General features: G+C 62.3%; 17 protein-coding genes. 7 read left to right on the top strand and 10 right to left on the bottom strand.

The genetic code is table 11. The features are described 5' to 3' along the window. Both HHJ17_RS13955 and HHJ17_RS13960 read right to left on the bottom strand, forming a co-directional pair. Positions 1 to 453 (bottom strand): CBS domain-containing protein, encoded by a 453-nt coding sequence (locus HHJ17_RS13955; protein WP_296506170.1) that lies wholly within the window; start codon positions 451 to 453, stop codon positions 1 to 3. A gap of 58 nt (positions 454 to 511) precedes the next feature. Continuing rightward, a complete protein-coding gene (locus tag HHJ17_RS13960) occupies positions 512 to 1165 on the bottom strand; it encodes a BON domain-containing protein (RefSeq protein ID WP_296496762.1) in 654 nt (217 codons plus the stop codon). Between the two features lie 121 nt (positions 1166 to 1286). On the opposite strand from HHJ17_RS13960, the gene HHJ17_RS13965 reads away from it, so the two are divergent. Then, a complete protein-coding gene (locus tag HHJ17_RS13965) occupies positions 1287 to 1910 on the top strand; it encodes a phosphoribosyltransferase family protein (protein WP_296496763.1) in 624 nt (207 codons plus the stop codon). Between the two features lie 33 nt (positions 1911 to 1943). Here HHJ17_RS13965 and HHJ17_RS13970 read toward each other — a convergent pair whose 3' ends face one another. From HHJ17_RS13970 to HHJ17_RS13990, 5 genes are all read right to left on the bottom strand, one after another. Then, positions 1944 to 2591, bottom strand: coding sequence for an alpha/beta hydrolase (locus tag HHJ17_RS13970; RefSeq protein ID WP_296496764.1), 648 nt, complete (start codon positions 2589 to 2591; stop codon positions 1944 to 1946). Between the two features lie 19 nt (positions 2592 to 2610). Then, on the bottom strand, positions 2611 to 3690 hold the full coding sequence (gene amrS, locus HHJ17_RS13975; protein ID WP_296496765.1) for an AmmeMemoRadiSam system radical SAM enzyme: 1080 nt from the start codon (positions 3688 to 3690) through the stop codon (positions 2611 to 2613). Then, positions 3687 to 4259 carry an AmmeMemoRadiSam system protein A gene (gene amrA / locus HHJ17_RS13980; RefSeq protein WP_296496766.1) on the bottom strand — a complete coding sequence of 191 codons (573 nt, stop codon included), beginning with the start codon at positions 4257 to 4259 and terminating at the stop codon, positions 3687 to 3689. Before amrA ends, amrS begins: the two co-directional genes overlap by 4 nt. Continuing rightward, a complete protein-coding gene (amrB, locus tag HHJ17_RS13985; RefSeq protein ID WP_296496767.1) occupies positions 4246 to 5061 on the bottom strand; it encodes an AmmeMemoRadiSam system protein B in 816 nt (271 codons plus the stop codon). The genes amrA and amrB overlap by 14 nt, the downstream gene beginning before the upstream one ends. A 214-nt stretch (positions 5062 to 5275) precedes the next feature. Continuing rightward, positions 5276 to 7051, bottom strand: coding sequence for a sigma 54-interacting transcriptional regulator (locus tag HHJ17_RS13990; protein ID WP_296496768.1), 1776 nt, complete (start codon positions 7049 to 7051; stop codon positions 5276 to 5278). A 421-nt stretch (positions 7052 to 7472) separates the two neighbouring features. On the opposite strand from HHJ17_RS13990, the gene HHJ17_RS13995 reads away from it, so the two are divergent. The 3 genes from HHJ17_RS13995 (at position 7473) to HHJ17_RS14005 (ending at position 11280) form a co-directional block, all read left to right on the top strand. Beyond that, complete coding sequence (locus tag HHJ17_RS13995; protein ID WP_296496769.1) at positions 7473 to 8750, top strand: PQQ-dependent sugar dehydrogenase; 1278 nt, start codon at positions 7473 to 7475, stop codon at positions 8748 to 8750. Positions 8751 to 8755: 5 nt separating this feature from the next. Next, positions 8756 to 9073: a c-type cytochrome gene (locus HHJ17_RS14000; protein ID WP_296496770.1), complete on the top strand. Its 318-nt coding sequence runs from the start codon at positions 8756 to 8758 to the stop codon at positions 9071 to 9073. A gap of 104 nt (positions 9074 to 9177) precedes the next feature. Continuing rightward, complete coding sequence (locus HHJ17_RS14005) at positions 9178 to 11280, top strand: TonB-dependent receptor (RefSeq protein WP_296496771.1); 2103 nt, start codon at positions 9178 to 9180, stop codon at positions 11278 to 11280. 62 nt (positions 11281 to 11342) lie between these two features. Here the strand turns inward: HHJ17_RS14005 and HHJ17_RS14010 are convergent, their stop codons facing one another. Beyond that, a complete protein-coding gene (locus HHJ17_RS14010; protein WP_296496773.1) occupies positions 11343 to 12701 on the bottom strand; it encodes a D-amino acid dehydrogenase in 1359 nt (452 codons plus the stop codon). A gap of 89 nt (positions 12702 to 12790) precedes the next feature. Here HHJ17_RS14010 and HHJ17_RS14015 point away from each other — a divergent pair, with 89 nt between their 5' ends. The 3 genes from HHJ17_RS14015 (at position 12791) to HHJ17_RS14025 (ending at position 15593) form a co-directional block, all read left to right on the top strand. Next, the gene (locus HHJ17_RS14015; RefSeq protein ID WP_296496774.1) at positions 12791 to 13711 is read left to right on the top strand and encodes a LysR family transcriptional regulator ArgP; all 921 of its coding nucleotides are present in this window, start codon (positions 12791 to 12793) and stop codon (positions 13709 to 13711) included. A gap of 54 nt (positions 13712 to 13765) precedes the next feature. After that, on the top strand, positions 13766 to 14383 hold the full coding sequence (locus HHJ17_RS14020; RefSeq protein WP_296506173.1) for a TetR/AcrR family transcriptional regulator: 618 nt from the start codon (positions 13766 to 13768) through the stop codon (positions 14381 to 14383). A 130-nt stretch (positions 14384 to 14513) separates the two neighbouring features. After that, the gene (locus HHJ17_RS14025) at positions 14514 to 15593 is read left to right on the top strand and encodes a type II asparaginase (RefSeq protein WP_296506175.1); all 1080 of its coding nucleotides are present in this window, start codon (positions 14514 to 14516) and stop codon (positions 15591 to 15593) included. A gap of 142 nt (positions 15594 to 15735) precedes the next feature. Here HHJ17_RS14025 and HHJ17_RS14030 read toward each other — a convergent pair whose 3' ends face one another. Together HHJ17_RS14030 and HHJ17_RS14035 are read right to left on the bottom strand one after the other, a co-directional pair. Beyond that, positions 15736 to 16155, bottom strand: coding sequence for a universal stress protein (locus HHJ17_RS14030; RefSeq protein WP_296506176.1), 420 nt, complete (start codon positions 16153 to 16155; stop codon positions 15736 to 15738). Positions 16156 to 16206: 51 nt separating this feature from the next. Continuing rightward, a complete protein-coding gene (locus HHJ17_RS14035) occupies positions 16207 to 17049 on the bottom strand; it encodes a metallophosphoesterase (RefSeq protein WP_296496782.1) in 843 nt (280 codons plus the stop codon). Positions 17050 to 17090 lie beyond the last annotated feature (41 nt).

The raw sequence follows: 17090 nt of genomic DNA on the forward strand, positions 1-17090 counted from the left end.
TTAACTTCTCTCGGTCAGCTCCCGATCCCGGGCGCCGGCCAGTCCTTCGGCGAGATTCGCCAACTCACGGGTCAACAGTTCAAGCACGTCCTCCATCGTCACGATGCCAACCAGCCGGCCGGCATCGTCCACAATCACCAGTCGGCGCAGCCGGTGCAACTTCATCAGTTGGACCGCATCCATCGCATCCATTTCGGGGTTGGCCACCACAAGGTCAACCGACATGATGTCGCCGGCGGTAAAAACGGCCGGGTCCAGGCCCTCGGCCATCAACTCCAGCACCAGGTCGCGATCCGTCACGATGCCCACCGGCTTGTTTTCCTCCCCCGCCTCGACCACCACCAAGGCCCCAATGTGATGCTTGCGCATGAGTTGCGCCACCACCAGCGCTGTGGTCTCATGTTGCACCACGGCGACCACCGAGGTCGCAAAGTCCTTCAGTTGAGTTGCCATTTGCGTACTCCCAAGGGGTCGTCAGAACAGAAAAAAGCTAAAAAAAGCAGAAGGCTCGCTACTCCTCAATCGTCAGCTGGTTGTTGACGCGACTCACGCCAGGAGCCGACCAAGTCGCCCCCTCGGCGGCACTTCTTTCCGCCCAGGAGTGAACGTGCCCCCGCAGGGTCACCACGCTGCCGTCCATCGAAATTTCAATCCGGCGCGCTTCGCGCATCGCCTGGCGGGTCAGCGCATCCTGAATCCGGTTGGACAGATTGACCGGGATCGGCAGCGCCTTGAGCCGGATGTTGTCGGTGATTCCCACCACGCCCTTGAGCGGGCGGACCATGCGCTCCACCGCGCGCCGCTGAAAATTCCAGTCGAGCTCACCGCTCAGGGTGACCCAGCCTTTTTCGACCGTCACTTTGACCCGGTCCTGCGGCACCGAGGTGTTCCAGCCTAAAGCATGTTCCACCGCGGTGGCGATCTCGGTGTCGCTGCGTTGGTGAATGCCCATCGGTACCACGTCCACTTCGACCGCAATCGCCTTCACGCCGGACACCCGCTCCACCGCGCGTCTGGCCGCCACCTTCTCGGCATAGGTGTCCAAATGGCCGGTCAAGGTCACCACCCCGTCGTTGACCGCGACCCCGACCCGGGCTTCCGGAACCAGCGGGTCCCACGATAGCTCGGTCAATACGTCTTTTTTCAAATCTGAATCAGTCTTCATGGTGACTCCTGGTTTGCACAACAACACAACACCCGATGGATCACTTCAGAATAATCCTGGCCGGATGCGGCACTTTGAGAAAAATCAAATCCCCAACGGTGCAACCCCGCAGACTGCCACCATGTTTCGAGATCGCAATGAAGCGGCCACGCGCCTGGCCGATAAACTCAAAGCCTACCGCGGCCAAAATCCGCTGGTCCTGGCCATTCCACGGGGTGCCGTGCCCATGGCCAAAATCATTGCGGACAAGCTGGAGGGTGACTTTGATGTGGTGCTGGTGCGCAAGCTGCGTGCGCCCCACCAGCCGGAACTGGCCATTGGTTCGGTCAACGAAAGCGGCTGGACCTACAAATCCAATTTCGCCGAACTCTATGGCGCCAACAAAGACTACATCGAAGCCGAAAAACGCCTGCAGATGGAAACCATTCGCCAGCGGCGCGCGCAGTACACGCCGATCCGCCCACCGCTCGACCCGGCGGGCCGTATCGTCATCGTGATCGACGATGGCCTGGCCACCGGGGCCACCATGATCTCGGCGCTGCACGGCTTGCGGGCCAGCAAACCGGCCAAGCTGGTGTGCGCGGTGCCGGTCGCGCCACCGGATACGCTGGTCAAAGTGGCTGATATGGCGGACGAGCTGGTGTGTCTGGAAGCGCCCGAATTTTTTCAGGCGGTGGGGCAGTTTTATCAGCACTTCCCGCAGGTGGACGACGCCGAAGTGATCGAGATCCTGAAAGGGTCCTGAAGCCGCCGGCAACTCACTTGCCGCCGCAAGACCTCAGGTTTTTAAATACTGGCTGAACCAGGTCGCGGCTTGGCGTGCCACTTCTTCCAGCGTGCCCGCTTCTTCAAATAAATGGGTCGCGCCTGGAATGATGACCAATTCTTTGGTGCAGGGCAGCCGCGCATAGGCGTCCCGGTTGAGCTCAATCACTTCCTCATCCCGGCCGCCGACCAGCAGCAGGGTGGGGGACTTGACCTTGGTTAAATCATGGTTTCCCGCCAGGTCCGGCCGACCGCCGCGCGAGACCACGGCACGAATATCGGCGCCCAATCCCGCCGCTGCCTGCAACGCGGCGGCGGCACCGGTGCTGGCGCCAAAGTAGGCAATCGGCAGCTGTCGGGTCGACGGGTGCAGTTTGACCCAGCAGGTGGCGACCAGCAGCCGGTGTGTCAACAGGGCAATGTCAAAGCGGGTCAGATAGTCCAGGTCTTCAGCGAGTGTGAGCAGGTCCAGCAGCAAGGTGCCGACCCCGTGTTCGCGCAGCACCCGGGCCACATAATTGTTGCGCGGACTGTGGCGGCTGCTGCCGCTGCCATGGGCAAACAGCACGATGCCCTGGGCGTTGGCCGGCAACTCCAGCATGCCCTCCATGTGGACGTCGTCCACCGGGATTTGGACCAGTTCTTCAAGCGCTGGATGCATGGGATCGCCTTTTTGCCGCTCAGGCAGCCATCGAAATCGGAATGCGTTTTCTGCCAAATTTGCCGCTCTGCGTGCCAAAACGTCCGGCCACGGCCGTACCGCAGTTCGGGCAATGGCCATCCGGCGTGAGCTTGTATTGTTTGATCTGGTACCAGTCGCGCACGATGAGCGGCGCCTGGCAGTCCGGGCAGAAAGTGGTATCGCCTTCGGCGTGATGCACATTGCCGGTGTAGACATAGTGCAAGCCCGCTTTGAGGGCGATGTTGCGGGCGCGAATCAGCGTGGCCGGGGGTGTCGCTGGCACGTCCGGCATCTTGTGGTCGGGATGAAAAGCCGAGAAGTGCAGCGGGACATCCGGCCCCAGTTCTTTCAAAATCCAGTCGCACATCGCGCTGATTTCCGCGTCCGAGTCGTTGTGGCCGGGGATGAGCAAGGTGGTGATCTCGAACCAGACCTGGGTCTCCTGTTTGAGGTAGATCAGGGTGTCGAGCACCGGCTGCAGGTGGGAGCCGGTGAGCTTGAAATAGAAGTCGTCGGTGAAGGCCTTCAGGTCGACATTGGCCGCGTCCATCTTGGCGTAAAAATCACGCCGTGGCTGGTCGTGCATGTAGCCGGCCGTCACGGCCACCGCCTGTACGCCGTGCGCATGGCAGGCATCAGCGACGTCCATCGCGTACTCGGCAAAAATCACCGGATCGTTGTAGGTAAAGGCCACACTCTTGCAGCCATATTTGAGCGCCTCTGAGGCGATAGTTTCCGGCGAGGCCTGGTCCATCAGGCGGTCCATGTCGCGCGACTTGCTGATGTCCCAGTTCTGGCAAAACTTGCAGGCCAGATTGCAGCCAGCAGTGCCAAACGACAGCACGCTGCTGCCGGGGTAGAAATGGTTCAGCGGCTTTTTTTCGATCGGGTCGATGCAGAAGCCCGACGAGCGACCGTAGGTGGTGAGGATTATCTGGTCGCCCTGACGGGCGCGCACAAAACAGGCGCCGCGCTGCCCCTCATGCAGCTTGCAGTCGCGCGGGCACAGGTCACACTGGATGCGGCCGTCTTGAAGCGCGTGCCACCAACGGCCTGGATAGCTGGATTCTTGCATCATGAGCCCTCGGTTTCTTTCCATTTGCGCACGGTGTAGCGCTGCAGTCGCATCCCTTCGGCCCAAAAATCAGGTGGCAGCCCGGCCTTGTATTTGAGGTGGGCGATGAACTCGGGGGCGCTGGGCAATTGCTCCCACACCTGCGGTAAAAAGGTGCTGCGGTAACGGCCAAATTCAAGCACCACCCCATCTATGCCGGGTTGCAACTGGGCCAGTGCCTGGGCCTCCGTGTCAAAGCGCATCGGTTGCATGGCAGACAGCAAAGACACTTCAATGTCCGTCTGGTCCAGCTCAGTGACCGTCAGCGCTGAAAAGCGGGTGTCCTGCAGGGCGGCGGCCACGGCATTCGATTTGACATCGGCGAGCAGGGTGCGGCGTGCTTCCAGCGTGCCAATGCAGCCCCGCAGTTGCCCGCCCTGGGTCAGCGTGACAAAACAGGCGCCCATCTCCTGCAACCAGACCGCATCTTCGGCAACCTCAAGGGTGCGACCCAGGGCCACCGAGATGGCGGCACGGGCAATCGGCAGCAAGGTCTTGCCGCGCTCCGCAGCGTTGGCGTCAGTGGATGTCATGGGTGCCTTCCGTGAACGCAAAGGAGGCGTAGCCAACGACACGGCCCTTGTCGCCCGCCGTGTCGCCGGAGTTGCACAGGCCCAGCAGACGCGGCTGCAAGCCATGCTGGCTGGCGGCCAGCAGCAGGCCGTTGACCGGTGTGCCACCGCAGGCCTGCTCATGCGTGAGGGCGCCGCTGAGGTTCAGGATGTTGTGCGTGGTCTCCAGGTCCACCGCCTGGGCGGTGCGGTAGGGCAGAAAATGCGACAGATCAGAACTGATCACGATCAGCGTCTCCGGTCCGCCCCAGAGCGCTTCCAGCACCTGGGCCACCTCCACCGGCGTTGCATCGCCCACCGCCAGCGGTACCAGTTTGAAGTTGTCCAGCACCGATTGCAAAAATGGCAGTTGCACTTCCAGTGAATGCTCCTGCTCATGGGCCGCCCGGCTCACCACGACTTGGCGCAGCGGCGTGATGGCCGCAAGGGCGTCTTGATCGATCTCGATATTGCCCAACGGGGTGGCAAATGAATCGACGCCCGGCAGAGCCAAACCCCGCACGGGCACCCGGTGCACGGGACCCAGCAAGACCACGCGCCGGATGGTGGTGCGGCCTGCCGCCAATTGCGCATAGGCCAGCGCAGCCGTCGCGCCAGAGTAGATGTAGCCGGCATGGGGCACGATGAGGGCCTTGGGCACCCTGCTGGCCGTGTCGGTGGTCAGCCTCGCCTTGGCCAGCAAGGCGGTCACGTCGTTTGACAAAGTGGACCCCTGCCCAGGGTAAAAGGCGCCAGCGACAGCGGGTGGTCGGACTTGGTACATGGGAATCCCTTCCAAAAGAAGCTTATTCCGCCAAAGATCGGGGTGACTTGCTACTTATCAAGTCAAATGCGGCTTTCCGTGTGGTCACACAAGTCAAAGGCTGGCCTGAATATATCGCTCATGCGACAGGGCTGCAACCTTCGTGCAAAAGCAGGCTTGGCGCCAGTCTGGTTTCTGAATTTGCCTAAGGCCTCGCTTCGGGCTCCAGGCGCCGCTAGGCCGGTGGCGGTGATTTACCGTCGCGTAAATGGCGATAAACCGTGGTTCGCGAAATAGCCAGGTTGCGCGAGGTGAGGCTGATGTTATGGCCCGTCCGTTCAAACTCCCTCAGCACCAACTCGGTCGCACTCAGGCGCAGAGACGGTGCACCGGAGAGGCCGGCACCATTGCCAACCGGCAGGTGGGGGCGCAGGTCGGTCGCCTCCAGCGCGGCTTCGGTGGCGCCCCGGGCCAGCAGGGCGCGGGTCAGGACCGCGCGCAGTTCACGGAAGTTGCCCGGCCAGTGATGGCTGGCCAGCAGATTGATCGCGGCCGGGGTGATGCTGGCGCCGGGGGCCAGGCCGGTCAGCACATGCCATACCGCATCGCTAAAATCGTGTCGCTCGCGCAGGGGTGGCAAGACCACGCACACGGTGTTGAGCCGGTACATCAGATCGGCGCGAAAGCGGCCGGCCGCCACGGCGGCCTCCAGGTCGGCATGGCAGGCGGCCACAATCTGCACGTCGACCTTGCGGCTTTGGGTGCCACCCACGGGGCGCACCAACTGGTCGTCCAAAAAGCGCAGCAAGGCAGGCTGCAAGGCCAGCGGCAGTTCGCGCAGTTCGTCCAGCAGCAAGGTGCCCCCATCTGCGCTGGCCAGCAAGCCTGGGTTGTCTTCCCGGCGTGCACCGGTGAATGCGCCGCCCTTGTGCCCAAACAATTCCGACTCGAACAGTTCCGCAGGCAGCGCACCGCAGTTGACGGCCACAAAGGCGCCTTTGCGCCCGCTCGCCTCATGCGCGTGGCGTGCCAGTTGTTCTTTACCTGTGCCGGTTTCCCCATGGATCAGCACCGGCACATTCATGCGCACGGCCGCGGCCACCGTGCGCAAGGCGGTTTCCACGCCCGGGTCAGCGGCCAGGTAATGCCGCCCAGCGATGCTGATGTTGTGGGTCCTGGCGGGCGCCTTGTGCGCGCTAACGGGACGGCTTTCATGTGCGATGCAGGACGACGCACTTGTCGTCGACGCGGCCCCATGCGCGCGGGTCACGAGCGTGCTGCCCATGGCATCGTTCAGGTTCACGGTGCCATCCTTGTGAAGACGCTGCAGGGTGGCCTCAAACGGGGCGTCGAACAGTGTCTCGAACAAGGTGCCCGGTGCCAGGGACAGGCCGGTTAGCAGCGCGTGCGCGCGCGCATTCACGGCCCGCAGCGCGCCCGATTGGTCAAACGCAATGACCCCTGCGCTGAGCGTGCCGAGGAATTCGGCACGGGGGTGAATGGCCAGCACCACAGCGTCGCGCATTTGGTGGGTCAGGAGCAGGTTTTCAATTTGCGTGGTAGCCATTCTCACCAGGGCCTCGGTGTGACGCTGGCGCGACTCGAAGTACGACGATGCGTCCAGCACGCCGACCACCTGACCCCAGGCATCGCGGATGGGGGAGGCCGTGCAGGAAATGTCGCCGAAATGGAAAAAGTAGTGATCCGGTCCATTCACTGAAATGGCCCGGCCCGTGGCCAGTGCGGTGCCCACGCCATTGGTCCCGCAAAGGTTTTCTGTCCATTGGCTGCCCGCTACGATGCCCGCGCCCGAGGTGCTGGTGGCGAAGCGGTGGTCTTCGAATAAATCCAGCAGGACACCGTCCTGATCGCCAAAAGCGAGCAGGAAATTGGAGCCGGCGATTTGCTGCGAAAGCGTCTCAATCTCGGCCAGCGCCAAATGCCGCAACAGGCCGGCCGCGTCACGTCGGCGGCTCAAATCGGCCCCGCTGACCATGAGGGTCTCGGGCACGAAATCTACCTGGAGACCCGCTTCGCCGCAGCGCCCCCAGCTGTCCAATATCTCAGGCGCTGGCAACCCCCCTGGGGGTCGGGTCAATCCGCGGGAACGCACGGAACGGGCGTGAGCCTGCAGCCGCTCTTGGGGTGCTGGAATCAAGATGAGTCTCCGTTCGGGCACATCAAAACTGTGTGCCCTGTTTTATAGATGGGCCATGCTAGCAGGCGGTTGGCGCAGAGACAACTGTGCAGAAAGTGAACAGTGATATGACCAGGGCGTTCGAATCTGGACAGGCCAGCCCAAGGTCGATGCAAGCTGCTGTCCAGCAGAGCCCACTGCCGTATTCACTGGCACGCCAATTGCTATCGCTGTGTCGGTCCTCCGCACTTCTGTGAGGGCCACAGCCCATCCACAAAATAAGGAGACCTCACCTATGCCCACCACCCTGCCCACGAACGCGTTGCGGCTAACGGCGGCTGCCGCCCTTGTCTTCGCCGCCAGCCTGCCGGCGCAAGCACAAAATATCGAAAAACTCAAACAGATGCGGGTGGCGACCACCGACCTGAACATCCCGCTGGTGCCGCAAACCGGCAAAAATGCGGACCAGTTGCGTGAGAATCTAAAGCGCGTGAAGTTGCCGCCGGGTTTCAAGATTGATCTGTACGCGGTGGTCCCGGATGCGCGCCACATGGCAATTGCACCTTCGACCAACATGCTGTTCGTCGGCACCCGCAAAACAACGGTGTGGGCGGTGACCAACCGCAATTCGGGCGACATGGCGACTGAAGTCAAGTCCTTCGCGCCCTCCCTGAAATTCAGCAACCCCAACGGCGTGTGCTGGACCAAGGATGGCTTTCTGATCGTGGCCGAGCACAACCGCATACTCAATTTCCCCGCCGCTGAATTCTTCTATGAAGGCCCGGACGTGGCGGTGATGGAAGTCGTGGGTCAGGGCAAGCTGGTCCCCGAGGAAGAAGAGAGTTACAACCATGGCGCACGCACCTGCCGCGTGGGTCCTGATGGTCTGCTCTACGTCACGCTGGGTCAGCCGCACAACGTGCAGCCACGCAACAAGGTCGATCTGTACAACAAGGTCGGCCTCGGTGGCATCGTGCGCATGAACGCCTTTGATGGCAGCAAGCGCGAGGTGTTTGCCACCGGTATCCGCAATTCCGTGGGCCAGGACTTCAACCCCAAGGACGGCAGCCTCTGGTTCACGGACAACCAGACCGATGGCATGGGCGACGACATCCCGGCCGGCGAGATCAACCGGGCCAACAAACCTGGCATGTTCTTCGGTTACCCGTATATCCAGGGCAAGACGCGCATCACCGAATTCGGTTACGACAAGGACCCGATCCCGGCCAACACCACCAGCGCCGAGGTGTTCATGGAAGCGCATGCCGCCGACCTTGGCATGACTTTCTACACGGGCAAGAAGTTCCCGGCCAAGTACCAGGGTGCGATTTTCTCGGCCCAGCATGGCTCCTGGAATAGAACCAAGCCGATTGGCGCACGCGTGATGGTGACCTACCTGAAACCCGACGGCCACGCTGACAAGACCGAGGTCTTCGCCGACGGCTGGCTGGACAGCGAAACCGGCACCTACCGTGGGCGTCCGGTGGACGTGGCGGTGATGAAAGACGGCTCCATGCTGGTCTCTGACGACTACGCCGGCGCACTCTACCGCATCAGCTACGTGGGCCTGTGAAGCCGATGCAGGTCTGCGTCAGATGGGTTGGCAGCGTGCTGCTGGTGGCCGGATCTGCATTGGCACAGGACGGCGCCAATGGGCCCCGTCCTGTGCCGCAGTGCATCATGTGCCATGGCCTGTTGGGCCACAGCAATACGCCGGATGCCCCCCACTTGGCCGGCCAGCCCCGCATGTACCTGATAACACAATTGAAAGCCTTTCGCAGCGGTAGCCGTCAACATGCGGTGATGAACGTCATCGCCAAGCCTTTGACGGATGATGACATTGCCGCTGCTGCCGGGTGGTACAACGCGGTAGCGCTGGACGTGTGCAAGCCTTGATTGGTCTAAGCCGTCTGGGCCCGACGCTTTGACGCGTCGGGCCTCTTTTTTGTGCGTTTATTCCTGCGCCTTGAAACCTAAGAATTCATCAAGAAAAAATAGATATGAAGTACGCAAGACAAAAAAAGGGAGGCGCGTTGTTCGTCAAGACTGCCTTGGCCCTGACGGTGACCTTCCTGTACGGTTCCTTGGCGAAGGCGCAAACACTGGAGGAGATGGTGGTGTCGGCCTCACGCGCCGAGCAACGCAGCTTTGATGCGCCCGCCGCCATCCAGTCGGTAGACCGTGCGACGATAGAAAATGCCGGTCCGCAAGTCAACCTGTCGGAGTCACTGAACCGGGTGCCCGGCCTGACGATCCTGAACCGGCAGAACTATGCGCAGGATCTGCAGGTGTCCATTCGTGGCTTTGGCGCGCGCTCAGCCTTTGGCATCCGCGGTATCCGCCTGCTGGTCGACGGCATTCCGGCCACCACGCCGGACGGCCAGGGCCAGGGATCGTCGATCAGCCTGACCTCCACCGACCGCATCGAAGTGTTGCGTGGGCCGCTGGCGCAGCTGTATGGCAATTCGGCGGGCGGCGTGATCCAGGCCTTTACCCGCGAGGCGCCCGAACAGCCCGAATTCGGGGCGCAGTATTACCTTGGTTCCTACGGCATGCACCGCTCGGACTGGCAATACGCCGGCCGCGTCGGCGACTATGGCCTGGTGGCCGACTACAGCACGTTTGACACCAATGGCTACCGCGACAACAGCAAGACCGAGCGCAAGCAGTTCAATGGCAAACTGAGTTTCAACGCCAGTGAGAAGACGCAGGTGAATGTGGTGTTCAACCAGTTCGACATGCCGCTGGCGCAAGATCCGCTCGGACTGACCGCCGCCCAACTGGCCGCCAACCCGGCACAGGCCGGCAGCAATGCGGTCAGCCGGGGCATTCGCAAAGTCGTGCTCCAGAATCAGCTGGGAAGCTCGCTGATCCACACCATCGATGCCGACCGTTCCGTCACGGCGCGCCTGTATTACGGCACGCGGGACAATTTGCAATTCCAGACCGCTGGCGTCACCGGTGGCTGGGTTGGGTTGAACCGGGATTACTACGGCACCGGCCTGCAGTACAACGCCCAAACGACGATGGCCGGCCGGCCGGTGGCTTGGGTCATGGGGTACGAGTTTGATCGTTCTCAGGAGTTGCGTCAGGGCGGTGCGGCCGCACTGGGCGTCAAAACAAGCAATACGCGCAACGAAGACAACCAGGCCGAAAACAGTGATCTGTTTGTCCAGGCGAGCTCGCTGGTTTCGGACAAAGTGTCGCTGGTCGCGGGTTTGCGCTACAGCACGGTCCGCTTGACGAGTGCGGACAACTACCTGAGCGATGGCAATGGTTCCGGTTCGGTCAGCTACCAGGCGAGCAGCCCGGTGCTGGGGCTGACCTACCACGTCACTGACAGCCTCAATCTGTATGCCAACTATGGCAAGGGCTTCGAAAGTCCCACACTGGCCGAGGTGGCCTACAGCGGTGCCGGTGTGCCGGCCTTCAATACGTCGGTCAATGCCGCCAGCAGTCAGCACTACGAAGTGGGGGCCAAGTGGGCACCGACGCCACAGTCCCGCCTGGATTTCACGGTCTACCAGATCGACTCCGCGGACGAGATCGTGGTTGCCAGCAACAACGGCGGCAGCTCCACCTACAAGAACGCGCCCGGGACCACGCGCACCGGCTGGGAACTCTCCGGCAGCACGCTGCTCACGCCGCACCTGCGTGCCACCTTGGCCGCCTCCCAGATCGATGCGACGTTTTCAAGAACGTTCACCAGCGGGGCTTCGACCGTGCTGGCCGGTAACCAGCTTCCCGGCATTCCCCAGCGCTTTCTCTATTCCGAACTACTTTGGGCCAGTCAAACCATGAGCAGCAGCAAAAAGGGTGCTGGCCTGGGCGCTCAGGCTGGCATTGAGCTGACACAGGCCGGCCGGCTGTATGCCAACGACACGAACACCGCATCGGCCGATGGTTACACCACCCTGAGTTTGAAAGCCAGTCACGGCTGGGCCATGGGTGCGGGCAGCCTGACGGCCTATGGCCGTATCGACAACCTGACCGACGAGCGCTATGTGGGCTCGGTCATTGTCAATCAGGCCCTGTCCCAGTTTTATGAGCCGGCCCCCGGCCGAAACTGGACGCTGGGACTGCGCCTGGTCTTGCCGCTTTGAATCGCTTTGAATTCGTTTTATCAGGACAATCCGCTGGGTTGGACGCGGCATGGGCGACGGGCTCAACCCGCTAGCGGGACCGATGTCAGGTCGGTTTGGCGCGCCGCGGCGAAGCCGTGAAAACCAAACGCCAAGTCCGGCTGCTGGCCGCTGATGAGCTCGGCCAGGGCTTTGCCGGAACCGGCGCCATGCGTCCAGCCCAGCGTGCCGTGGCCGGCATTGATCCACAGTTTGCCCACCCGGGTTTTGCCAATGTAGGGAATGTTGGTCGGCGTGGCGGGGCGCAGGCCGGCCCAGTAATTTGGCGTGCCACCCTGGGCTTCGTTGCGCGTGTCGCAGACGCCGGGCAGCACGGCCTCGATGCGGTCGGACAGCATCTGGCAGCGGGCGCGTGCCACCGGCGAATCAAGCGTCAGGTCATAACCGCCGATTTCAATCGTGCCGGCCACGCGCAGCTGGTCGCCCAGGCGGCTGATGGCGATTTTCTTTTCGTCGTCGATGGTGGAGACCAGCGGCGCCGCCTCGGGCCGCAAGATGGGAAAGGTGGCGCTGTAGCCCTTGCCGGGGTAGATCGGCAGGTCCACGCCGACGGTGCGCAACAGCGGCGCCGTGTAAGAGCCGCAGGCCGCCACAAACTGGTCGGCTTTCAGTAGGCGCTGTTTCTTTGAATCATTTTGGCCACCAGCCCCCGTGTTGTTTGCGCAGACAGCTATTGAATCTATAGCGTCACCCACTTTGTTCAGGCGCACCACATCGTGGCTGTACAAAAACTCGGCACCGCGTGCGATGCAACGCGCCGCCAGCGCCTGGGTGAAGACGCGGGCGTCACCGGACTCATCGCTGGCGGTGAAGGTGCCGCCCACGATGCGGTGCGCAAAGGGCTGGAACGCAGGCTCGATGCGCAGCAACTCGTCGCGGCTGACCACCCGGCGCGAGACGCCGTACTTGCGCATCAACGCGGCGGCATCGCTGGCGGTGTCGAATGATTTCTGGTCGGTGTAATAGTGGGCAATGCCACGCTCCAGCCGCGAATAGGCGATGTCGGTGGCGCGCACCACGTCTTTCAGCGCGGCGTGGCTGTAGGCGCCCAGCGCCACCAGCTGCTGCACATTACGTTCAAACGCGGCATCGTTGCACTGGCTCAAAAACTGCAGGCTCCAGCGCCATTGTTGCCAGTCCAGTTTCGGGCGAAACAGCAGCGGGGCATCGTTGCGAAACATCCACTTCAGCGCCTTCAGCGGCGCATCGCGGTTGGCCCAAGGCTCGCAGTAACTGACCGAGATTTGCGCCGCGTTGGCAAAACTGGTTTCCAGCGCCGCATCCGGCTGCCGCTCCACCACCGTGACCTCATGGCCCCGCTCCAGAAGATGCCAGGCGGTGCTCACGCCAATGATGCCCGCGCCAAGAATGATGATTTTCATGAGGCGCAGTGTGGCGGAAGTCCAGCCATAACAAAAGCAGGATTAAACTTTATTGGAAAACATTAGTTTTACTTATCGAGGTGACTGGCATGAGTACTTTTGACCCCAACGCGCTGGAATGTCTGGCGGCGATCGTGGAAGAGGGCGGTTTTGAGCGGGCGGCCGTGCGCCTCTCGATCACCCAGTCCGCCGTGTCGCAGCGCCTGCGCTCGCTCGAAGTCCAGGTCGGCACGGTCCTGATCGTGCGCAGCCGCCCGCTGAAACCGACCGCGGCGGGCCGGCTGTTGCTCAAGCACGCCATGCAGATGCGGCTGCTGCGGGCCGATCTGGAGCGCGATCTGAAAGACCTGGCGCCGGGGGCCGCTGGCAGCGGGCGGGCGGAGGAGCGCATCTCGATTGCCATCAACGCTGACAGCATTGCCACCTGGGCCCTGCCGGCTTTGAGCGCGCTGGCACGCCAGGGTCTCGGTCTGGAGATCATCACGGATGACCAGGATTTCACCCATGACTGGCTGCGCGAGGGCCAGGTACTGGGTTGTGTGACCACCCTCAAACAGGCCTTGCGCAGCTGCAAGGTGGTGCCGCTGGGCGCCATGCGCTACGTGGCGGTGGCCGAAGCCAGCTATGCCGCCGTGCATTGCCCCGCTGGTTTGACGCCACACAACTTTCGCGCTGTGCCCTTTGTTGCCTTTAACCGCAAGGATGACCTGCAGGCCGACTTCATCGGGCGGGCGCTGGGGCTCAAGCAGGTGGCCTTGAGCCAGCTGTACGTGCCCAGTTCGGAGGGCCAGGTGCGTGCTGTGCTGGCCGGCTGGGGCGCCAGTGTGCTGCCGGAGCTGCAGGTGCGCGACCATCTGCAGAGCGGTCGCCTGCTGGACATCGCCCCCGGCCACGCCTTGCCGGTCGCCTTGTACTGGCACTGCTGGAATCTGGACTCGGCCGTGCTGGACGCCCTGACCAGCGCCCTGACGGCCGCCGCGGCGGTGGCGCTTGACCATGGTGACGAATGAGTCATAAAACAGCCGGGGCACTCAAATTTTGACGCCCATGGCTAAAATTCGGGCATGAAACCCACCTGCGTCGTCAAAATCTCCTTCAAACAGCAAATGCTCAAGGCGCGTGAAGAGGCCATCGTGCAAACGGTCAACCGGCTGCTGGCCGAAAAGGGTTTTGAAGCCATGACGGTGGACGAAGTCGCAGCGCAAGTGGGCATCGCCAAAGCCAGCCTCTACAAGCACTTTGCCAGCAAAGAAGAATTGGCCGCTGCCGCCATGGTGCGTGTGATGCGCCGGGCGCAGGACTTTATCAGCGCGCTGCCGGCCGAGGGTACGCCGCTGGACAAGCTGCGCAGCGTGGTGCGCTGGACGCTGGAAGTCAAGCTGGCGGGCGACATGCCGTCGCTGCCGAGCCAGAACTCCAGCCTGCGCGCCACGTTGATCGGCAACAAGGACTACATGGATGGCTTGATGGACGTGAGCGACCGGCTGGGCGCGTGGATTGAAGCCGCCCAGGCGGCGGGGGAACTCAACCCCGATTTGCCGGCGATTGCCATTTTGTACACCTTCTTTGCCCGCGCCTGCGATCCGGTGCTGGAGTTCCTGAAGATGGGTGGTCTGTACCAGGACGAACAAATTGTGGCGCTGGTGCTCAGCACCTGTTTTGACGGACTGAATGCCCGCTGACCCGCCTGTCATGGGGTTATGAGAAGAAAGCATGGATCGCCGCTGTCCATTTCGGGTGGGCGCCGATACCATCAGGCACCTCCGATGGGAGGCGATTTCTCACAATCACAATAGTTACAGGAGCATCTCCATGCGCGTTCATTTCAAAATCAGGCAGTTCATGGCAGGGTTCGCTTTGGCGGTCCTGGCCACGCTGGTCCCCTTGGCCCAGGCCCAGGTCGCCAAGCCCAACATCGTGGTGCTGGCCACCGGCGGCACCATTGCCGGCGCCGGTGCTTCCGCCGTCAACAGCGCCACCTACGCCGCCGCCAAAGTGCCGGTCGACAAATTGCTGGCGGGCCTGCCAGAATTGGCCAACGTGGCCAACGTCAAGGGTGAACAGGTGTTCCAGATTGCCTCGGAGAGCTTTACCAACACCCAGCTCATGACCTTGGGCAAACGGGTGTCGGCGCTGGTCAAGCAAGCGGATGTGGACGGCGTGGTCATCACCCACGGTACCGACACGCTGGAAGAAACCGCCTTTTTCCTGAACCTGGTGGTGCACACCGACAAGCCGATCGTGGTGGTCGGTTCGATGCGTCCCGGAACCGCCCTGTCGGCGGACGGCGCGCTGAACTTGCTGGACGCCGTCACGGTGGCGGCCAGCAAAGACGCGGCTGGCAAGGGTGTGCTGGTGACGATGAACGACAGCATCCAAAGTGGCCGCGACGTGGTCAAGTCCGTCAACCTCAAGGTGGAAGCCTTCCGCAGCCAATGGGGCGCGCTGGGCCTGGTGATCGAGGGCAAGAACTACTGGTTCCGCGCCCCGGTCAAACGCCACACGGCGCAGTCCGAGTTCAACATCGACAGCATCAGCGAACTGGCCCCGGTCGAGATCATTTACAGCTACGGCAACGTGCCCCGCACCGGCTTTGATGCGCTGGCCAAGACCGGCATCAAGGCCGTGATCCATGGCGGCCCCGGCAACGGCTCGGTGGCGGACCGCATCGTGCCCGCGCTGCAAGCCATGCGCAGCGCCGGCATCCAGGTGATTCGCTCGTCCCGCGTGCCCGAAGGCTTTGTGCTGCGCAATGCCGAGCAACCCGACGACAAGTACGACTGGGTGGTAGCGCATGATTTGAATCCGCAAAAAGCCCGGATCCTGGCGGCGGTGGCGCTGACCCAGACCAATGACAGCAAAGAGCTGCAGCGCATCTTCTGGGAATATTGAGGAGGGTGAAGGGGCCCGACGGCGCTTGCAGGAAGCGGCCGTCGTGGGGCCTTGGCTTAAGAGTTAAATAGCCCGCTAGCCCCCGTCACATAAGCGCAACTAGCTATAAAAATAATAGCGATGTAGTTTGCGCTGGCTGGCTTTAGCGCACCAGCAGCACCGGCACCTTGCAATGCGCCAGCACTTCGGTGGCCACCGAGCCCATCACCAGATTGACCAACGTGCCGTGGCCGTGGGAGCCCATGACGAGCAGGTCGAACTTGCCGCTGTCGGCGAATTTGGCAACCGTTTCGCCCGCATGGCCGGTCTTCCAGCTGCTCTTGGCGTCGATGCCATGGCGCAACAGAAACTTGGACACTGGCGCCAGGATCTTCTCAGCCTCGTCGGTATAGTATTTATCCACAATTTCCTTGCCAACGGCGGCGCGGGCACGCGGTGGCAGCACCGGCTGCACCGTGAACACGGTGTATTCGTTGCCTTGGGTGAACAAATCATGCGTGGTCAGGTAGGCCAGCATTTTTTTGGTGTACGGACTGCCATCGACGGCGAGAAGAATTTTCATTGTGGGGCTCCGCTTTAAAAACTGCAGTGTAGCTAAGGGCCGCAGTGGCGCTCACAGTTCGATACAAAAAGCCTCACGAAACGCTGATTGTTCGTTTTTGCGGGCGTAACCCAAGGGGTTGGCGATGACGTGGCAGCCGCTTTTAACGTAGTCATTCGGCGCATGCAGGTGACCGTGCAACCACAGCTGCGCGTGCGGCAGCAAGTGGTCCAGCGCATTGCAAAAGCCGGCGGTGCCGGGTGTCAGTCCGTAGCGCGGGTCGGCGCTCAGCAGGCTGGGCGCAAAGTGGGTCACCACCACCGTCGTGCCGGCAAACGGCTCGGCCAGGGCTTTGGTCAACCAGTCCTGGCACAGCAGGGCTTGTGCGCGTACCGCCTCGGCCAGCATCGCTTGGCCGTGCCGGGTGCTGCCCGTCTTCTTCAGGTAGTAGTTGGCAGCGCGAAACGCCTTGTCACGGGTTTTGAGTTGCTGGTTGAGCAGGCCGGCGGTGGCAGTTTCCGTCTCGGACGCCGGTGGACCGAGCGCATCGAAATCGGTCCACAGCGTGGTGCCGATAAAACGCACGGCTTTCCCCGGCGCGGCCGACCAGCGGATGACTTCCCGCTCCAGCCAGGTGATGCCCAGCCGCGCGCAGGTCTCGCGCAGGCGCGCATGCGCCACATCAAAATCCATGCCGTCGTACTCATGGTTGCCGGGCACAAACAGCACCGGTGTGGGCCAGCCGTGGTGCGGAGAAAAGCGGGCCAGGCCAAAGTCGCTGTCCAGCAGCAGCGAGCCGGGCTGGTAAGAACCGATGTCGCCGGCCAGCACCAGCAGGTCGGCACCCGGCGCCGGCGTGGGCACCCAGGCCGGGTGAACTTCGAGGTGCAGGTCGGACAGGAGTTGAATCTTCATCCGGCCATTGTCCGTGCTGGCGGGCGCGCTGGCGTTCCGCG

This window comes from Rhodoferax sp., from assembly GCF_012927445.1.
In the GTDB taxonomy this organism is placed as follows: domain Bacteria; phylum Pseudomonadota; class Gammaproteobacteria; order Burkholderiales; family Burkholderiaceae_C; genus Rhodoferax.

Bases quoted from the DNA above. Each gene is read 5' to 3' on its own strand.
- HHJ17_RS14035 (WP_296496782.1), bottom strand. From the start codon at position 17,049: ATGAAGATTCAACTCCTGTCCGACCTGCACCTCGAAGTTCACCCGGCC.
- HHJ17_RS14020 (WP_296506173.1), top strand. From the start codon at position 13,766: ATGAAACCCACCTGCGTCGTCAAAATCTCCTTCAAACAGCAAATGCTC.
- amrB (WP_296496767.1), bottom strand. From the start codon at position 5,061: ATGTACCAAGTCCGACCACCCGCTGTCGCTGGCGCCTTTTACCCTGGG.
- HHJ17_RS14005 (WP_296496771.1), top strand. From the start codon at position 9,178: ATGAAGTACGCAAGACAAAAAAAGGGAGGCGCGTTGTTCGTCAAGACT.
- HHJ17_RS13965 (WP_296496763.1), top strand. From the start codon at position 1,287: ATGTTTCGAGATCGCAATGAAGCGGCCACGCGCCTGGCCGATAAACTC.
- amrA (WP_296496766.1), bottom strand. From the start codon at position 4,259: ATGACATCCACTGACGCCAACGCTGCGGAGCGCGGCAAGACCTTGCTG.
- HHJ17_RS14015 (WP_296496774.1), top strand. From the start codon at position 12,791: ATGAGTACTTTTGACCCCAACGCGCTGGAATGTCTGGCGGCGATCGTG.
- HHJ17_RS14030 (WP_296506176.1), bottom strand. From the start codon at position 16,155: ATGAAAATTCTTCTCGCCGTCGATGGCAGTCCGTACACCAAAAAAATG.
- HHJ17_RS13995 (WP_296496769.1), top strand. From the start codon at position 7,473: ATGCCCACCACCCTGCCCACGAACGCGTTGCGGCTAACGGCGGCTGCC.
- HHJ17_RS14000 (WP_296496770.1), top strand. From the start codon at position 8,756: ATGCAGGTCTGCGTCAGATGGGTTGGCAGCGTGCTGCTGGTGGCCGGA.
- amrS (WP_296496765.1), bottom strand. From the start codon at position 3,690: ATGATGCAAGAATCCAGCTATCCAGGCCGTTGGTGGCACGCGCTTCAA.
- HHJ17_RS13970 (WP_296496764.1), bottom strand. From the start codon at position 2,591: ATGCATCCAGCGCTTGAAGAACTGGTCCAAATCCCGGTGGACGACGTC.
- HHJ17_RS14010 (WP_296496773.1), bottom strand. From the start codon at position 12,701: ATGAAAATCATCATTCTTGGCGCGGGCATCATTGGCGTGAGCACCGCC.
- HHJ17_RS13960 (WP_296496762.1), bottom strand. From the start codon at position 1,165: ATGAAGACTGATTCAGATTTGAAAAAAGACGTATTGACCGAGCTATCG.
- HHJ17_RS14025 (WP_296506175.1), top strand. From the start codon at position 14,514: ATGCGCGTTCATTTCAAAATCAGGCAGTTCATGGCAGGGTTCGCTTTG.
- HHJ17_RS13955 (WP_296506170.1), bottom strand. From the start codon at position 453: ATGGCAACTCAACTGAAGGACTTTGCGACCTCGGTGGTCGCCGTGGTG.